General features: G+C 68.4%; 17 protein-coding genes. 6 read left to right on the top strand and 11 right to left on the bottom strand.

Annotated elements, in window-relative coordinates; genetic code table 11:
- Positions 1-348: 348 nt before the first annotated feature.
- A complete protein-coding gene (locus CGU35_RS00655) occupies positions 349-729 on the bottom strand; it encodes a DUF5684 domain-containing protein (RefSeq protein WP_100809743.1) in 381 nt (126 codons plus the stop codon).
- A 73-nt stretch (positions 730-802) separates the two neighbouring features.
- Between CGU35_RS00655 and CGU35_RS00650 the strand changes: the two genes are divergently transcribed.
- Together CGU35_RS00650 and CGU35_RS00645 are read left to right on the top strand one after the other, a co-directional pair.
- Complete coding sequence (locus CGU35_RS00650; protein ID WP_100809742.1) at positions 803-2065, top strand: APC family permease; 1263 nt, start codon at positions 803-805, stop codon at positions 2063-2065.
- Positions 2066-2187: 122 nt separating this feature from the next.
- Entirely contained in the window at positions 2188-2418 is a 231-nt protein-coding gene (locus CGU35_RS00645; protein ID WP_100809741.1) for a hypothetical protein, read from the top strand.
- A gap of 85 nt (positions 2419-2503) precedes the next feature.
- On the opposite strand, the gene CGU35_RS00640 is transcribed toward CGU35_RS00645, so the two are convergent.
- Complete coding sequence (locus CGU35_RS00640; protein WP_100809740.1) at positions 2504-3868, bottom strand: aminomethyltransferase family protein; 1365 nt, start codon at positions 3866-3868, stop codon at positions 2504-2506.
- A gap of 146 nt (positions 3869-4014) precedes the next feature.
- Here CGU35_RS00640 and CGU35_RS00635 point away from each other — a divergent pair, with 146 nt between their 5' ends.
- Positions 4015-4944, top strand: coding sequence for a LysR family transcriptional regulator (locus tag CGU35_RS00635; RefSeq protein ID WP_100809739.1), 930 nt, complete (start codon positions 4015-4017; stop codon positions 4942-4944).
- A gap of 257 nt (positions 4945-5201) precedes the next feature.
- Here CGU35_RS00635 and CGU35_RS00630 read toward each other — a convergent pair whose 3' ends face one another.
- From CGU35_RS00630 to CGU35_RS00620, 3 genes are read right to left on the bottom strand one after another with little or no spacing between them, the layout of a single operon-like run.
- Complete coding sequence (locus CGU35_RS00630) at positions 5202-5438, bottom strand: hypothetical protein (protein WP_100809738.1); 237 nt, start codon at positions 5436-5438, stop codon at positions 5202-5204.
- A gap of 24 nt (positions 5439-5462) precedes the next feature.
- Positions 5463-6320 (bottom strand): ADP-dependent NAD(P)H-hydrate dehydratase, encoded by an 858-nt coding sequence (locus tag CGU35_RS00625; protein WP_100809737.1) that lies wholly within the window; start codon positions 6318-6320, stop codon positions 5463-5465.
- A complete protein-coding gene (locus CGU35_RS00620) occupies positions 6304-7050 on the bottom strand; it encodes a histidine phosphatase family protein (protein ID WP_100809736.1) in 747 nt (248 codons plus the stop codon). Before CGU35_RS00620 ends, CGU35_RS00625 begins: the two co-directional genes overlap by 17 nt.
- 164 nt (positions 7051-7214) lie before the next feature.
- On the opposite strand from CGU35_RS00620, the gene CGU35_RS18070 reads away from it, so the two are divergent.
- A complete protein-coding gene (locus tag CGU35_RS18070) occupies positions 7215-7367 on the top strand; it encodes a hypothetical protein (protein ID WP_157813859.1) in 153 nt (50 codons plus the stop codon).
- A 15-nt stretch (positions 7368-7382) separates the two neighbouring features.
- Positions 7383-7562 carry a hypothetical protein gene (locus CGU35_RS00615; protein WP_100809735.1) on the top strand — a complete coding sequence of 60 codons (180 nt, stop codon included), beginning with the start codon at positions 7383-7385 and terminating at the stop codon, positions 7560-7562.
- A gap of 15 nt (positions 7563-7577) precedes the next feature.
- Here the strand turns inward: CGU35_RS00615 and CGU35_RS00610 are convergent, their stop codons facing one another.
- The 5 genes from CGU35_RS00610 to CGU35_RS00590 form a co-directional block, all read right to left on the bottom strand.
- A complete protein-coding gene (locus tag CGU35_RS00610; protein WP_100809734.1) occupies positions 7578-8180 on the bottom strand; it encodes a TetR/AcrR family transcriptional regulator in 603 nt (200 codons plus the stop codon).
- Positions 8181-8253: 73 nt separating this feature from the next.
- A complete protein-coding gene (locus CGU35_RS00605; protein WP_100809733.1) occupies positions 8254-9678 on the bottom strand; it encodes an NtaA/DmoA family FMN-dependent monooxygenase in 1425 nt (474 codons plus the stop codon).
- A gap of 255 nt (positions 9679-9933) precedes the next feature.
- Entirely contained in the window at positions 9934-10878 is a 945-nt protein-coding gene (locus CGU35_RS00600) for a PDR/VanB family oxidoreductase (protein ID WP_100809732.1), read from the bottom strand.
- Positions 10875-12554, bottom strand: a complete 1680-nt coding sequence (locus tag CGU35_RS00595; RefSeq protein ID WP_100809731.1) for a dihydroxyacetone kinase family protein — start codon at positions 12552-12554, stop codon at positions 10875-10877. The genes CGU35_RS00600 and CGU35_RS00595 overlap by 4 nt, the downstream gene beginning before the upstream one ends.
- 56 nt (positions 12555-12610) lie before the next feature.
- Positions 12611-13816, bottom strand: a complete 1206-nt coding sequence (locus tag CGU35_RS00590; RefSeq protein ID WP_100809730.1) for a cytochrome P450 — start codon at positions 13814-13816, stop codon at positions 12611-12613.
- Between the two features lie 136 nt (positions 13817-13952).
- Between CGU35_RS00590 and CGU35_RS00585 the strand changes: the two genes are divergently transcribed.
- Positions 13953-14534 (top strand): MarR family winged helix-turn-helix transcriptional regulator, encoded by a 582-nt coding sequence (locus CGU35_RS00585; RefSeq protein WP_157813858.1) that lies wholly within the window; start codon positions 13953-13955, stop codon positions 14532-14534.
- Here the strand turns inward: CGU35_RS00585 and CGU35_RS00580 are convergent.
- On the bottom strand, positions 14521-14988 hold the full coding sequence (locus CGU35_RS00580) for an HtaA domain-containing protein (RefSeq protein WP_100809728.1): 468 nt from the start codon (positions 14986-14988) through the stop codon (positions 14521-14523). The genes CGU35_RS00585 and CGU35_RS00580 overlap by 14 nt on opposite strands.
- Positions 14989-15072: the final 84 nt, after the last annotated feature.

The raw sequence follows: 15072 nt of genomic DNA, 5'->3' as shown, positions 1-15072 counted from the left end.
GCGTCGTCACGCTGGTCGGCGAGACCGCCGCGTACGTCAAGCCCGCACCGATCGTCGCGAGCACTCACGCCCGCAGCGCCCCGTGGCGCCTCGGGTCGCGGGAACGCGGGAGGCAGCGGCGCGGGTCGCTCCGGCGCGCACCGCGGTGACGGCAACCGCGCCCCTCGTGGCGACGGTGCCCACGGCGACGCGGCACGTCCCGCGGCCGGCGGCGGTCGCCGCGGCGGCTCGCGCGGACGCTCGTACTCCACCGGCTCGCGCGGCTGAACACCCGGCACAGAGTCGAACCCGGACGAACGAATGGCGGGGCACCGGTTGGTGCCCCGCCATTCGTGTTCCCGTCGCGGATCAGCGCGCGGGCTGGTACTGCGAGCTTCCGTATCCGAGGATCAGGTAGCCGATCGGCTGCAGCAGGAACAGCAGGAAGAACGAGAAGACGCCGCCCTTGCCGAAGTTCTTGCCGACCTTGAAGGCCACGACGATAGCGAAGATGACATTGACGATGGGGATGATGTAGAGCAGGCCGAGCCATGCCGACATCCCACCGACCTTCACGAGAATGAAGATGTTCACGATCGGGATGATCGCGAGGATGCCGGGCCAACCGGCCTTGGTGAAGGTACGCCAGAGGGCGATCGCCAGGATGATGTACCAGATCAGCCCCCAGACGCCCGAAATCGTATAGAGCGCGGAGAGGTCCGCCTGGTCGGTGATCTGCATCGAAGTCATGGCCACATGTTAGGGGGCGCGAGACACGCGGCGCGAGCACGTCACGACACGTCGACGCACTAGAGTCGGCGCCGTGACTCCCCCGTACACGCTCGCCCGACGTCTCGGCCTCGGCGATGCCGTGTTCATCGGCCTCGGTTCGATGATCGGCGCCGGGGTCTTCGCGGCGTTCGCGCCGGCGGCACAGGCAGCCGGTGCCGGCCTGCTGGTCGGCCTCGCGATCGCGGGCTTCGTCGCGTACTGCAACGCCGCCGCATCCGCTCAGCTCGCCGCTGCGCACCCGACGTCGGGCGGCACCTACGCCTATGGCCGGGCGGAGATCGGGCCGTGGTCGGGATTCGTCGCGGGCTGGGCCTTCATCATCGGCAAACTCGCCAGCTGCGCCGCGATGGCGCTCACATTCGCGGCCTACGCGGCACCCCCGGGCTGGGAACGGCCCGTCGCGATCGCGGCCGTAGCGGCCCTTGCCGTCGTGAACCTGCTGGGCGTCACCCGCACGGCCCAGCTCACCCGCGTGCTCGTCGTGATCGTGCTGCTCGCACTCGCGGTCGTCGTGGCCGCCGGATGGTCCAGCACGGCGGGCGCCGAGGGCCTGTCGGACATGGACCTCTGGACGGGCGGAGGCTACGGCATCCTGCAGTCCGCCGGTCTGTTGTTCTTCGCGTTCGCCGGGTACGCCAGGATCGCGACGATGGGCGAGGAGGTGCGCGACCCCTCCCGGACCATTCCGAGGGCGATCATGCTCGCCCTCGGGCTCGCGCTCGTCGTCTACGCCATCGTCGGCGTCACGGTTCTCATGGCGCTCGGCCCCGGCGGCACGGCCGCGTCATCCGCGCCCCTCTTTGACACGGTCGCCGCCTCGGGCTGGGCGTGGGCCCAGCCGGTCGTCCGCATCGGAGCCGCGGTCGCGTCACTCGGTGCCCTGCTCGCGCTCATCGCGGGTATCGGACGCACGACTCTCGCGATGGCCCGCGAGGACGATCTGCCCCGCAGCCTCGCCGCGATACACCCCCGGTACCGCGTGCCGCACCGCGCCGAGATCGCGATCGCGGTCGTCGTGATCGTCGCGGTCGCGACCGTCGATCTGCGGGGCGCGATCGGATTCTCGTCGTTCGGCGTTCTCGTCTACTACTTCATCGCGAACGCGGCGGCGTTCCGTCAGAGCGGCAGCGCACGACGGTTCCCCCGCATCCTGCAGGTCCTCGGCGCGGTGGGGTGCGGCATGCTGGCACTGACTCTTCCCCTGGCGGCCGTGATCGGCGGGGCAGTGGTCATCCTGGTGGGCATCGGCGGCCGACTGGTGGTGCTCGAGCTGAGGCAACGCCGCGCGCTGTGAGAGCGGTCGGCGGCCGGCATTCGCCAGAAGCCGTATCAACCGCCGCGGCCGAACGCAACCCCCCGCCCCGCGCGTCGGATCTCGCCTACCGTCGACACACGAACACTCGAAAGGAGCCAGACATGGGATTCATCGATGACGCCAAAGAGACCGCCGAGACCGCTGGCCGCAAGGCGAAAGACGCGTTCGAAGACACCAAGGACCGTATCGGCGACAAGGTCGACGAGGTCAAGGCAGACGCCGAGGTGAAGAGGACCAAAGCCGAGGCAGACGCCGAGGTGAAGAAGGCCGAAGCCGAGCGCGACTCGGTCAAGACTCGCAACGAGGTCAAGGAGAACATCCGCGACGCCTGACCCGTCTGCGCACGAACGGGGGACCTCGGAGAGTACTCCGGGGTCTCTTGCTTTTGCCAGAGAACCCCGGAGTACCGTCTCGAGGTCAGCCGGCCCGGTAGTTGTCTCGCGCGAAGGCGGAGTACGGCGCGGGCTCGACCGTGGCCCGGACCGCGATCTGGCGGTGCGGCTCGACGGCGGGCTTCTGCGAGTTCGGCTCTTCGCCCCACAGGATGTGGACTTCGGTGCCCGGTGCGGCGTGCTCCGTCGCAATGCTCGCGAGCGAAACGAATGCGTGCTCGTTGGTGATGTACCCGACATCGTGCGAGATGCCGACGTCCTCGCCATCGATCAGCACCCGGTCGACCTGGTACAGGCCATAGCGCGCCTTCGGGAAGTCGATGTACTTCGCGGGCACGCCCGGCTCGAGCAGGGACTGCACGGCGTCCGCGACATCCTCTTCGTTCCAGACCAGGGTCACCTTGGTGCGGGGAGCCTCCGCCGCGTGACGCTCCAGCGCCGCGCGGCCGATGAAGTCGTGGTCGAAGGCAACGCTGCGACCGTAGCCGATGTCGTACGGCGTGACGTAGTAGTCGGTGATGTCGTCGGAGGCGAGGCTGCCCGCCAGCGACCCGGCTCGCGCCACCGGAAGCCACTCCCGGTAGGCCGCCGTGCCCTCGCCCGTGAAGATCGCGGGAAGCGGGGACGGCACCCAGGCCGACTCGAGGTTGGCGGACGAATAGGCCTTGGACCCCACCAGCACGAGGTCGAACTCCTCGCCCGCCTCGATCAGAGCCGAGCGCACGCGCTCGCCCTCGGCCCACGGGCCGAACAACTCGAAGCCCGGCTGACCCGCCATGCCGTGGCGGAGCGAGCGTACTGTCACACCGTCGATCGTGAAGGTCGCCATGTGGAAGAACTTCGTCGGCGGTACGGGCGCGCCGGTGACCTTCTCCATGAGGGCGAGTGCGTGCGGCCCCTGCAACTCGTAGCGGTACAGCTTCGGATCCCCGGCTCGCACGATCGAGTTGCCGTCACGCTCGAACGTGGCGTCGTAATCGCCCGTCTCGAGGTGGTACTGCACCCAGTCGATGACCATCGGGTGCCCGACCAGGTCGAAAGACTCCTCGGCGAGGTAGAAGAGGATGGCGTCGCCGATCAGGTACCCGTCGCTGTTCACGGCGATGAACTGCTTGGCGTTGTCGACCCGGAAGTTGGCGAAGCTGTTGACCCCCACGTCGCTGAGCAGCTTCAGCGCGTCGGGCCCCGTCAGGAAAAGATCGGTCATGTGATGCGACTGATCGAGCAGGGCGACGGAGGTGCGCCACGACAACTGCTCGGAGCGCCAGTTGCTGAACTCGGGCGTGACGGGGAAGACCGTGGGGCGAGCCGGTGCATTGCGGAGCACATCGACCGGGTTTCCGACGCGGGCGATCGCTTCGGCAAGGGATTCGGGACGGGATGCGGACACGGGAACTCCTTCGTTCGCGGCGGGCGACCCGCCGACTTCGGCTCACGTCAGCCTAGGCATCGGGAAGCGCGTTGCGCATAAGCACTGCTTATGCTGTGGGAAGGATGTCTTAGCCGAGGCGTCCGTCATCGTGAGGGAGTGCGTCCATGGACCTGAACCTGCTGCGCAGCTTCGTCGCCATCTACGAAACACGGAGTCTGACCGCCGCCGCGGAAGGCCTGTACGTGACCCAACCCGCGGTGAGCCAGGCGCTCGGACGCCTGCGGCGAGAACTCGACGACCCCCTCTTCCGCCGTGTCGGGCGCGTCATGGAACCGAGCGAACTCGCGAGTTCGCTCTACCCCGACTTCCGCGACGCTCTCGCCCGCATAGACCGCACGCTCGACGCGGTGCACGGGTTCGATCCGTCCGCGTTCGATCGCGTATTCCGGATAGCGCTCTCCGAACTCGGCGAGATCGGCTACTTTCCCGCCATCCTCGACGCCGTCCGCACGGCCGCACCACACGCACGCCTCGAGGTGGTGCCGCTCGACGTCGACCGCCTGCCCGGCTGGCTCGCCCGCGGCAGCATCGATCTCGCCGTGACGTCATCGCCCGTCACGGGCGAGTTTCCGCACGTCGTGCTGAAGTCGCAGGGCTACGCGATCCTGATGTCGCAGGATCATCAGCTCGCCCGCGGCGACGTCGGCCTCGACGATTACCTCGCCGCGACGCACGTCGTCGTCGCGAGCGACTCGGGGCGGCCGAACCTGCGCACGGCTCTCAGCAGATTGGGCGTGCGCCTGGACGAGCCGGTCAGCGTGAATCATTTCGCGTCGATCCCGCCGCTGCTCGCCGCGCGGCCCGACATGATCGCGACGGTGCCCGACACGATCGGCGCGGGCTGGGCGACAACGTGGCCGCTCGTCGTTCGGCAGCTCCCGTTCGAGATGGCGAGCGTCGACGTCTCGCTGTTCGCGCGGACCACGGCGCAGCACTCCGCGGCGCTCGACTGGGCCTTCGAAACCGTACGTCGTGCCATCTCGGGGACGCACGGCGAATTCTTCGCCATCCACGGCTACCCGGCTCGCGGGTAAGGGAGCGCCCCACCTGTGCATGTGCTGCTCATCTGCGGCGAGGCCCGAACGCGGGCTTACCCTGGCGCCATACGCCCCCGACCTCGGCCGCCCACGCGTACACATCGATACATGACTGCACCGGGAGGGATGATCATGGAACCGATCTCGTTCACCGCCGAGTAACGCGTCGGCCTGGGTGAGCGCGACCCCTTCGAGGGCCCGATGATCGCACAGCGCGCCGCGTTCAGATCACACGATCTGCGGGTCGCGAGACGCTACTCCTCGTCGAGGTCCTTCTCGAGCTCGTCCTCGGAGAGCGTCGCACCCGGGGTGGGCGTGCGGAACGCGGCATTGACCGGGAAGTCGGGGGCCGGGAAGTCGGCAGCCGGGAACTCGGAGCCGTCCTCGCCCCCGTCCCGGATGATGTCGACATCCGTGTCGATGTCGCGATCGGTGGGCGGAGCCTCGGGACGCGGTTCGTCGGCGGGCATGAACGGTTCGGACATCGACATGGCGGTCATCTTCCTGCCCACAGGTTACGCGGGGGTGAATTCCTGCAGCACCGTGGTGATCGTCGGAGTCAGTTCCCGGGCGAGATCACCAGCTAGGAACCCGAGTCCCGGATGCTTCGTCAGCCGGTCACCCGCCGTTGCGTGCACCCAGCTCGCCCACACCGCCGCACGCTCCGGCGGCAATCCGCGCGCGGCCATCCCGGCCATCGCACCCGCGAGCACGTCACCACTGCCGGACGTGCCGAGCCCCGCACCGCCGCCCGAGACACGCCAGGTTGTGCCGGACGGGTCGACGATATCGCCATAGCAATTGACGACGGCCTCGTACCGCCGGGCGATCTCTCGGAGGTCCGCGATGCGGTCATCGCCGAGACCGCGGCCGAGCAACCGAGCCGCCTCCTCCTCGTTCGGGTTCAGAACGAGGGCCTGCGGCAGCCGTGCACGATCGATCTCCGGCAGCACGCCGAGGCCGAACGCGTCCAGCACGAGACACGAGACACCGACGTCGACGATGGCTTCGAGGGTCGCGCGCGTCTCGTCCGGTTCGTCGAAACCGGGCCCGACGAGCACGGTGTCAGCCGCGGCGAGTTCGTCACGCAGGTGTCCTTCGATCGGATCCGCCGCTCGTTCGGGCAGAGAGAAGACCGCCGCCTCGCGGATCACGACGCCGATCTGGGCCTCGATCGAACCGGGTACGACCAACCCCAGGCGACCCGCGCCGACCCGCAGGGCCGCTTCGCCCGCCAGCAGGACCGCGCCCGGCGAGCGCCGCGAACCGCCCACGACCATGACGCGACCGCGCGTCTTCTTCGAGTTGCCCGGGTCGGGCAGCCCCCAGGCGCGGAGCACATCCGCTGTGACGTTCTCACTCGGGCTGGACATCGGGGCTCCCCGCGTGCTCGGTGACGGGTGCGCCCTCGCGTTCGAGGTGCGTCACGTTCGAGAAGTCCACCAACTCCCAACCCGCTTCGGTGGCGCGCAGGTGGGTGACCGACGCATTCTCGACCGTGTTGGATGCGGCGAAATCGAGCAGTTCGTCCTCGCTCAGCGGGAGCAGCACGTATAGCAGGAGCATCACGACGGCGTCGTGCGCGACGACCAGCGCCCGGTCGCCGGGGCCCGCGCTCTCGGGACGGGGGCCAGGCAGCGCATCGCGCAGGAACGAACGCAGCCGTAGCGCGACATCCGCCCACGACTCCCCGCCCGGCGGGCGGTGATAGAACTTGCCGAGGTGCCTGCGGCGTGCGGCCTCCTCGGGGTGCAGGCGCTCCACGCCTGCTCTCGTCAGGAGATCGAGGATGCCGAGCTCTCGATCACGCAGACGCTCGTCGACGACGACGGGCACGGAGACGGATGCCTCGCCGCTCGCGATCGCCAGCGTTTCGCGAGCCCGGGCGTACGGCGACACCCAGCACACATCGATCAGCTCGCGGTGCTCTGCGAACCACGCCCCCAGAGCCTGAGCCTGGCGGACGCCGACCGGCGAGAGGGGCACGTCGGCGTCGCGGGATTCGAGAGGGATGATCTCGAGTCCCTCCCGCTGCGCGCGCGTCGCCGCAACGTTGCCGACGCTCTCGCCGTGCCTGACCAACCACAATTCCGTCACTGACATTCCGCGAGCGTACGGCGGTGGGCGACAGAAGTGGACCCGGTTGACAAGCTCTCCACCCCACAGCTCGCTGTCAACCCCCGTGCGCCGCGTGCTCGGACCGGGTTGTCTGAAGGTCCGCGGATTCACCACCATCCGAAACCGTCGTTCACAGACGAGGAGACCTCATGTCGAACAATGCAGACAGCGGCAACCCCGATACGGACCGCGCCTATCTCCAGGACGTGCCCCCCGTGCACGTCGATCCCGACGCACCGGCAACGCCCGCCGACACTTCCGGCGATGAGCCCGGCACCGACGCCGATGCCGCTCGCAGCTGAATGAGAGGAACACCCATGACCGATGACCGCGATCTCGAGAACACGTCCGACGCCGAGGACGACGAGGCGACGCCGAAGCAGGGCGGGCTCGGCAAGGACGGCACGATCCCGGATGCACCGGGCGGAGTAGCCGCGGGCCACACCGGCACCAGCTCGACGTTCGAACCGGAAGAAGACGAGGAAGCGGACGCCTAGGCGCGAAAGCCCGACTCAGGCCGAGGGCCGCGGTGCGGGCGCGACAGGAGCCGGCGCCGGGGCCGAGAGATCCCGAATGGCATCGCGGTAGGACTCGCGAAGTTGCGCCGGTTCGACGCCCGACAGGATGAGGAACTGCAGACCGCGCAAGAGGGCGACGACCCGTGTCGCCCCCGACAGCGCACGCTCGGGCGTGAACCCGTCCGCCAGCAAGGTGTCGCGCACCTCTTCGATCCATTCGCGGCCAACGAGTTCGATGAACTCACCCCACTCACCGGGATCGCGCATGGCGATGCCGAAGCGTTGGAAGAACAGCCGGACATACGGGCGGCTGTCCGGATCGGCCAGGTCGTCCCACGCCGTGAGCAGACGTTGCTCGAGGTCTCCGGGTCCGCGCAACCGGGCGAACATTCCCCGCAATCGGGGAAAGCTGTCGAACGCGACGTGCGCCGCCTCGCCGATCAGCGCCTGCTTCGACCCGAAGTAGTAGAGAAGCATGCGGTTGTTCGACCCGATCGCTCGGGCGATCGCGCTCAGGCTGAGGTCGATCACCCCGTCTCGCAGAATGAGGTCGACCACCAGACCCAGCAGCCGCTGGCGTTCCGGAGTGCTTTCCATCCGGCTCATCCTAGGCGCGGCGAATCGACGCACGGGTCACGCGACCCATCCGCTTCCGAACACGGGAACGCGATCAGTTGACCGCCGCGGAGGTTGCGAGCACCGGGTGCGCGGAACCCAGACGATCGTTGCCCGGAACCTCCGAGAGCCGCGCACGCAGGGTGTTACCGACCTCTCCGTCACGCAGCCGCCCGCGTTCGCGCAGGATCGGCAGGACCAACCGCCCGAAGTCCTCGAGGTCGTGCGGCGGGTACACCGGCTCGATCAGGAAACCGTCGAGGTCGGTGGCTGCGATGAGCGCCTCGATCTGGTCGGCCACCTGCACCGGGCTCCCGACGATGCGGAACCCTCGCGTGCCCCGGCCGCGCAACTGGTCGAGGATTTCGCGGACGGTGGGCGCATCATCCCCGAGGAATCGGTCGATGTTGCTCGTACCCATCTGACCGATCGGTCCCCCGGCATCCAGGACCTGGTGCAGCGTCTTGTCGGGATCGAGCGCCAGCAGATCGATTCCGGTGTTTCCGGCGTACAGCGACGCCACGATCTCGTCGGTCTGCATCGCATCGAACTCGGACTCGTACCGCAGGGCGTCCGCTTCGGTTTCGCCGACGAACACCGTCAGGCCCACCATCAGCTTCAGGGCATGCGGGTCGCGGCCGGCCTCGGCCGCAAGGCGGCGAATATCGGCCACCGCGCTGGCCGTGCGGGCGGGAGTCGTCCCCTGCACGAACACGCACTCGGCGTTGGCCGCCGCGAACGCCCGGCCCGCGGGCGAGGTACCGGCCTGGAAGAGCACCGGCGTACGTTGCTGCGACGGCGGAGAGCCGAAGTATCCGCGCGAACGATAGTGCTCGCCGTCGTAGGTGACGCGGTGCACTCCGCCACGTTGCGCGAACACACCCGCGGCGGAGTCGCCGACGAAAGCATCGTCGTCCCATCCCGTCTCCCACAGGCGGGAGGCGAGTTCGACGTACTCCGCCGCCATCTCGTAACGAGTGTCGTGCGGCACCATGCTGGCGTGACCGAACACGTCGGCAATCGCGTTCTGTGACGCGCCCGTGACGATGTTCCACCCGATTCGCCCGTTCGTCAGGTGATCGAGCGTCGAGAAGCGACGGGCGAGCTGAACCGGATGATCGAGACCCGTCGACTGCGTGATCACGAAGCCGAGACGGTCGGTGTGCTGCGCGAGGATCGGAATCAGGTAGTCCGGGTCGAGGCTCGGAAAGTTGATGCCCTTCTCGACCGCCACCCGTGGCAGATCACCGTCGATCAGCGGATAGCCGTAGCCGCCGGCGAAGAAGAGGAAGTCGAAACCGGTGTCTTCGAGGATCCGCACCATGCGGATCCAGTGCTGGGGGTCGAGGTATGACAGACCTTGACTGCGCGGATGCGCCCAGCTGTAGGTGCCGCCCACCTGCGGACCCATCACCTCGAACACTCCGAAGTGCAGTGTCTTCTGCACACCAGGACCCGTGAGGGGCTCGTTCAGGGACATGCGCTTCTCTCTCACTACGGTCGAAGACTCCGGCACCGAGACCCGCACGCATACTGCTCGGCTCGAGTGAATTGGTTAGTTCAACCGTAGGAATGTCCTGTTTCGACCACGTGACGCGATCGTGCGGACCTTGTTACGTTCTCGACCGCCTGCTGCACCATGCCCGTGAGGCCGCCTGCCAGATCCGTCCACGGCACCCGCGGCTGCCACCGACGTATCCATCGCTTCGGGCGCAAGCGAACCCGGGGTCGGTGCTCACAGTTCCAGGACGAGGCGCGTGCCCTTGCAGCGCGAAACACAGATCATCATGACCTCCGACTCTTCCCGCTCCTGCGCGTTGAGCACCGCATCCCGATGATCCGGCTCGCCTTCTACGACGAAGGTCTCGCAGGTACCGCACGTTCCGCCGCGACAGGACGACGGCGCGGGCACACCCGCCTCGGCCACCTTGTCCAGGATCGACTCGCCCGGCAGCACCGTCATGGTCACGCCCGTGAGCGACAACTCCACCTCGAACGGATGATCCGCCTCGGTCGCAACGAGGTTCGCGTTCGCGAACCGTTCGACGTGCAACGATGCACCCGCCGCGGCCGCTGCCTCTTCCAGCGCGTCGAGAAGTCGTTCCGGCCCGCAGGCATAGACGGGCGCCGTCCCTGCTTCCGCCACGATCTCCGGCAGCGCCATCCGCTGCCCCGCGGCGCTCACATAGACCCGGACGTGTTCGCCGAAGCGCTGCAGATCGGCACCGAACGCCATCGTCCCCGGCTCGCGTCCGGCATAGTGCAGGGTCCACGCCACGCCCGCCGCCTCCGCGGCCCTGACCATCGGCAGGATCGGGGTGATACCGATCCCGCCCGCCACGAACACCATGCGGTCCCGCAGCTCGAATCCGAAGAGGTCACGCGGCGAAGAAACGCGCACCAGCTGGCCCGGCCGCACATCGTCGTGCAGGTGGAGCGAGCCGCCCTCGCCATCGTCCTCGCGCAGCACGGCGATGCGATACGACGAGAGGTCGGCGGGGTCGCCGCACAGGGAGTACTGGCGCACGATTGGCGCCTGACCCACGCGGTCGATGTGGACGTCGATGTGCGCGCCGGGCGCCCAGGACGGCAGGGACCGCCCCTGGGGATCGGTGAGGACGAGACCCGCGATCCCACTCGCCTCGTCGACACGCGCGGCGACCTGCAGCGTGAGCGTCATGATTTCGTGGCGTCGCTCGCCAGCGCCTCGAATTGCACGGCAATCGCCACCGCACCGGGGTCGGGGACCCCGACCGCGCGGTCGCCGACGTAGCTGCTCCGTCCCAGCGAGGGCAGAAGCTGGGCCGTACCCGCCGCGCCCTCGCGCGCCGCGGAAGCGGCCGCCGCGAGGTCGCCGCGCGCGACGAGCGCGTCGACCGCCGGCTGCAGCGCATCGACCATGGTGCTGTCGCCGGGTGCGGCGCCGCCGATCTCGCGCACCATCGCGACGCCCGCAGCCGCGGCGCTCACCCAATCCGCCACGCTCGGCTCGCGATCGTCCGGAAGCGCGTCAGCCGCGGCCAGGACGAACAGGCTGTAGAGCGGACCCGAGGTGCCGCCCACCTCGCTCCGTATCCGCTCCGCGACGGCCCGCAGGAGCGCCGAGGGCGAGGACGATGCGTCGAGATCACGCTCCGCCGCGAGCAGCGAGCGCGCGCCACGAGCGAGATTGATGCCGAGGTCGCCGTCGCCGACCCGGCGATCGAGTTCGGTGAGTTCGTCCTCCGCACGCACGAGGGCATTCGCGATGGTGCGGACAGACGCGTGAGCTCTCTCCACGCCGTCGATGCGGTTGTCGTCACGCGTCGCCGAGGCTCGCGGCGGGAACCGCAGGACGGCGGGTGCCTCGAGCATTCGTGTGTGAGACGGGAAGGCGAGCACGTCCGCGGGCTCCGACAGGAGCTCGAGCATCTCGGCGTCCACGGCCGCGATCGTGACGGAGGCGCCCGGCATCTCCAGGGAGGTGAGAAACGGTCCGGCCCAGGTCATCCGCACGCGCAGCCGGCGCGACTCGAGTTCACGGAGCACATCGCCCTGGAGTATCCGCAGTTCGAGGTCCGGCGTCCCGCCCAACGAGTTGATCATCACGACGACGTCGCTGTCGCGATCCCACTCCCGATCGGCGCAGAGAATCTCGGTCAACCGGGCGGCGATGACGGCCGACGGGACCATCGCGCCCCGCTCCTTGCCTGCCTCGCCGTGGATTCCCAGACCCCACTCGACCTCGTCATCGCCGAGCGAGAAGTTGGCGCCCTGTCCACCCGGCACCGTGCAAGCGCCCAGTGCGACGCCCATGGTCGCCGCACCCGCGAGCACCCGCCGGGCGACCTCTGCCGTCTCCGAGAGCGACCGGCCGTTCTCGGCCGCCGCCCCCGCGACCTTGTGCACGAGCACCGTCGCGGTGAGACCGCGACGCCCCGCACGGGATGCATCCCCCAGGGCCGCGTCCTCGGCGACCAGAACCATCTCGACATCGAACCCGTCCGCGCGCGCCATCTCGGCTGCGAGGCCGAAGTTGAGGCGATCGCCGGTGTAGTTCTTCACGATCAGGAGCACGCCCGCGGATGTGGCGACCGCCCGGATGGCCGCGTGAATACTGTCGACCGACGGCGAGGTGAACACCGGCCCGAGTACGGCCGCGTCCAGCATCCCCGTGCCGACATAGCCGGCGTGTGCCGGTTCGTGGCCCGAGCCGCCGCCGGAGATGAGGACGACACGCTCGTCGGACTTGCGGAATCGGTCTGATCGGACCACGACGGGCCAACCCTCGACGCGCGCCAGATGCGGCGTGGACGCCACCAGGCCCTCGATGTAGTCCTCGATGAGCGCATCGGGTTCATTGATGATCTTCTTCATGTGTACCGCTCCGGGTCGTCGTGCACGGGCCCCATGTCATCTGCGGGCGACGGGGCTCAGACGAGCGTGACCCGTACGGGCAGCTCTTCGAATCCCCGCAACCAGTTCGAATAGAACGGAACGGGGTCGCCCGCGATCTCGATCGTTTCGACACGTCGGGCGAGCGCCGTCAGGAGGCACGTCGCCTCCATCCGAGCCATCATCTGGCCCACGCATCCGTGGATGCCCGTACCGAAAGCGAGGTGGCCGCTCGGATCGCGCGAGATGTCGAACGCGTCCGGATCGTCCCAGCGCCGCGGGTCGCGGTTCGCCGCGGCGAGGGACATGATCACCTTCTCGCCCGCCCCGATCGGTGTGCCACCGATCGCGGTCGCGCGCGATGTCGTGCGGCCGATGTAGGGGCTCGACGGAGTCCAGCGCAGCGCCTCTTCGAAGACCCGTCGCGCGAGGGTCGGGTCCTGCCGGAGCGCCGTCCAGGCCTCGGGATGCTCGGCGAGTGCCTTGAGCGTGAACTGGATCGCGAAGATGGTCGTGTCGACCCCCGCCGAGAGGAAGGTGCGGACCAGCATCCCGGCGTCTTCCTCGGTGATCTCGCCCTCGTCGACGTAGGCGTAGATCTTGTGTCCCAGACCGCTCGGGTCGAGTGCCTCGCGGCGCATCTGCCAGTTGACGAAAGCGGATGCCTCACCCGCGGCCTCGGCGGCCGCTGCGTAGAACTCGTTGCGCGGTCCCATCGCCTGAAAGTTCAGGTTCGAATAGGGCAGCAGGTGCTCGCGCCCCTCGGGCGAGAACCCGACGGCGTCCGGGAGCACGGTGAGCGGAAAGGCCTCGGCCAGCTCGGTCGCGGCGTTGAACTCCAGCTTCGGGACGACGGTATCGACGAGTTCGTCGGCACGCGCCTGGAAGTCCTCGGTCAGTCGGCGCACGACGCGCTGGCTGAGCACCGAGGTCATGATGCGGCGGTACTTCGTGTGTCCCGGCGGATCGTTCTCGAGGATCACGCTAGGCTTGCGCCAGTTCTCGGTCTTCTTGGTGTTCGTCATGCCTGTGCCCGCCGACGACTCGAAGGTCTCGTAGTCGCGGAACACGGCGTCGGCCACAGCGTAACGACCGGTGAACCACACCCCGTGCTGCTCGCTCCACACGACCTCGGCCGTCTCGCGGATCACCTCGTCCACGACCAGCGGGTCAGCGAGTGACGCCTGGGAGAACGGGTCGATCTCGAGGGTGGCGACCCCGCCCGCGGCCATTCGGTCACTCATGCAAACTCCCTCGTCCTTCGCCCATCACGTCATGAGCACTGAGATTCACCAAGATTAGATATAATCATGTTCAATATCAATCTTCTTGGCTAGACTCCCCGAACGGGACTCGGCAGACCCCGAGAGGATGTCCGGCATGAGCAAATACGTGGGCGCGTCGACCGAGGTGATGACGCGCGCCGGCGAGCAGGGGTTGGTCGCCGAGCGCCTGCCACACACGATCGAGCGGGACGACTACACCCCCGCGCTCCTGCAGCTGCTCTCGAACGTGCTGGTGTGGGGCGGATCGCGGGTCTTCCACCACCTGCACGGCATCGGCACCAATGAGTGGCGCATCATCAGCGCGCTCGGCAATCACCCCGGCGCGACATCGGGAGAGCTCTGCGACATCCTCGGCGTCAACAAGTCGATCGCATCCAAGAGCGTGAACGCGCTGCTGGACCGCGAACTCATCGCCCAGCTCAACGGCCCCCGTGGGTCCCGGCACCTGTTCCTCACCGCCCGGGGCGTGCAAGTGCACGACGACCTCATGCCGATCGCCCTCACCCGCCAGCAGATCCTCCATGACGCGCTCAGCGAAGAGGAGGTCGTCCTCCTGAACGAACTGCTGGTCCGCATGCTCGGCTCCGCCGAGGCGATGCAGCGCTACGAGGCGGACGTGCTCGCCGGCGTGCTGGACGTCGGTGCCGGACCGGCAGAGACATCTAGCTCTCGTTGAAGCGGATCCGCAGCGGGTCGAAATCGCTGCCCGGCAGGTAGTTGTACATGAACAGCGCGTCGGCCGTCGATGCCAGTCGCGTGCCGAACATGACCACTCCCGTGTCGCTTTCCACGATCTCCGGGGCAACCAGGTCCACGAGCGCGAGGCGCACGTCGTGAGATCCTTCGGATGACGCGGGGTCTGCGATCGTCAGGGCGCGACCGTCGATGCGAACATCGATGAGCGGCACCAGCAGGGCGCCGACGTGGGCGCGCAACACGACCGATCCATCCAGGCGCAGCACACCGTGCTCGTCCACCCGCCCCGTCATCCGCGCACCGGCGGGGAGGGAGAAGGTCGCACGCCCGGACGTTTCGACCTCGAAGTCCGGCGCCCCCGCCATATAGGTCAGGAGTGACGCGCGGATGCCCCACTCGACGACGGCGTCGGTCTGTGGCGGCAGTCCATTCACGCGCCGACTCTACCGTCGGCGAGAACCAGCGGTTGACGGGTTCTCCCCGCACCCACACGGTGCCTCGCGAACCGCGGCGACGGT

Source organism: Microbacterium sp. BR1 (assembly GCF_002812725.1).
Classification (GTDB): Bacteria; Actinomycetota; Actinomycetes; order Actinomycetales; family Microbacteriaceae; genus Microbacterium.
The sequence above is the reverse complement of the archived record's forward strand: the minus strand, read 5'-3'. Positions and strand labels throughout refer to the sequence as shown.

Bases quoted from the DNA above. Each gene is read 5' to 3' on its own strand.
- CGU35_RS00655 (WP_100809743.1), bottom strand. From the start codon at position 729: ATGACTTCGATGCAGATCACCGACCAGGCGGACCTCTCCGCGCTCTAT.
- CGU35_RS00645 (WP_100809741.1), top strand. From the start codon at position 2,188: ATGGGATTCATCGATGACGCCAAAGAGACCGCCGAGACCGCTGGCCGC.
- CGU35_RS00635 (WP_100809739.1), top strand. From the start codon at position 4,015: ATGGACCTGAACCTGCTGCGCAGCTTCGTCGCCATCTACGAAACACGG.
- CGU35_RS00630 (WP_100809738.1), bottom strand. From the start codon at position 5,438: ATGTCGATGTCCGAACCGTTCATGCCCGCCGACGAACCGCGTCCCGAG.
- CGU35_RS00625 (WP_100809737.1), bottom strand. From the start codon at position 6,320: ATGTCCAGCCCGAGTGAGAACGTCACAGCGGATGTGCTCCGCGCCTGG.
- CGU35_RS00620 (WP_100809736.1), bottom strand. From the start codon at position 7,050: ATGTCAGTGACGGAATTGTGGTTGGTCAGGCACGGCGAGAGCGTCGGC.
- CGU35_RS18070 (WP_157813859.1), top strand. From the start codon at position 7,215: ATGTCGAACAATGCAGACAGCGGCAACCCCGATACGGACCGCGCCTAT.
- CGU35_RS00615 (WP_100809735.1), top strand. From the start codon at position 7,383: ATGACCGATGACCGCGATCTCGAGAACACGTCCGACGCCGAGGACGAC.
- CGU35_RS00610 (WP_100809734.1), bottom strand. From the start codon at position 8,180: ATGGAAAGCACTCCGGAACGCCAGCGGCTGCTGGGTCTGGTGGTCGAC.
- CGU35_RS00605 (WP_100809733.1), bottom strand. From the start codon at position 9,678: ATGTCCCTGAACGAGCCCCTCACGGGTCCTGGTGTGCAGAAGACACTG.
- CGU35_RS00600 (WP_100809732.1), bottom strand. From the start codon at position 10,878: ATGACGCTCACGCTGCAGGTCGCCGCGCGTGTCGACGAGGCGAGTGGG.
- CGU35_RS00595 (WP_100809731.1), bottom strand. From the start codon at position 12,554: ATGAAGAAGATCATCAATGAACCCGATGCGCTCATCGAGGACTACATC.
- CGU35_RS00590 (WP_100809730.1), bottom strand. From the start codon at position 13,816: ATGAGTGACCGAATGGCCGCGGGCGGGGTCGCCACCCTCGAGATCGAC.
- CGU35_RS00585 (WP_157813858.1), top strand. From the start codon at position 13,953: ATGAGCAAATACGTGGGCGCGTCGACCGAGGTGATGACGCGCGCCGGC.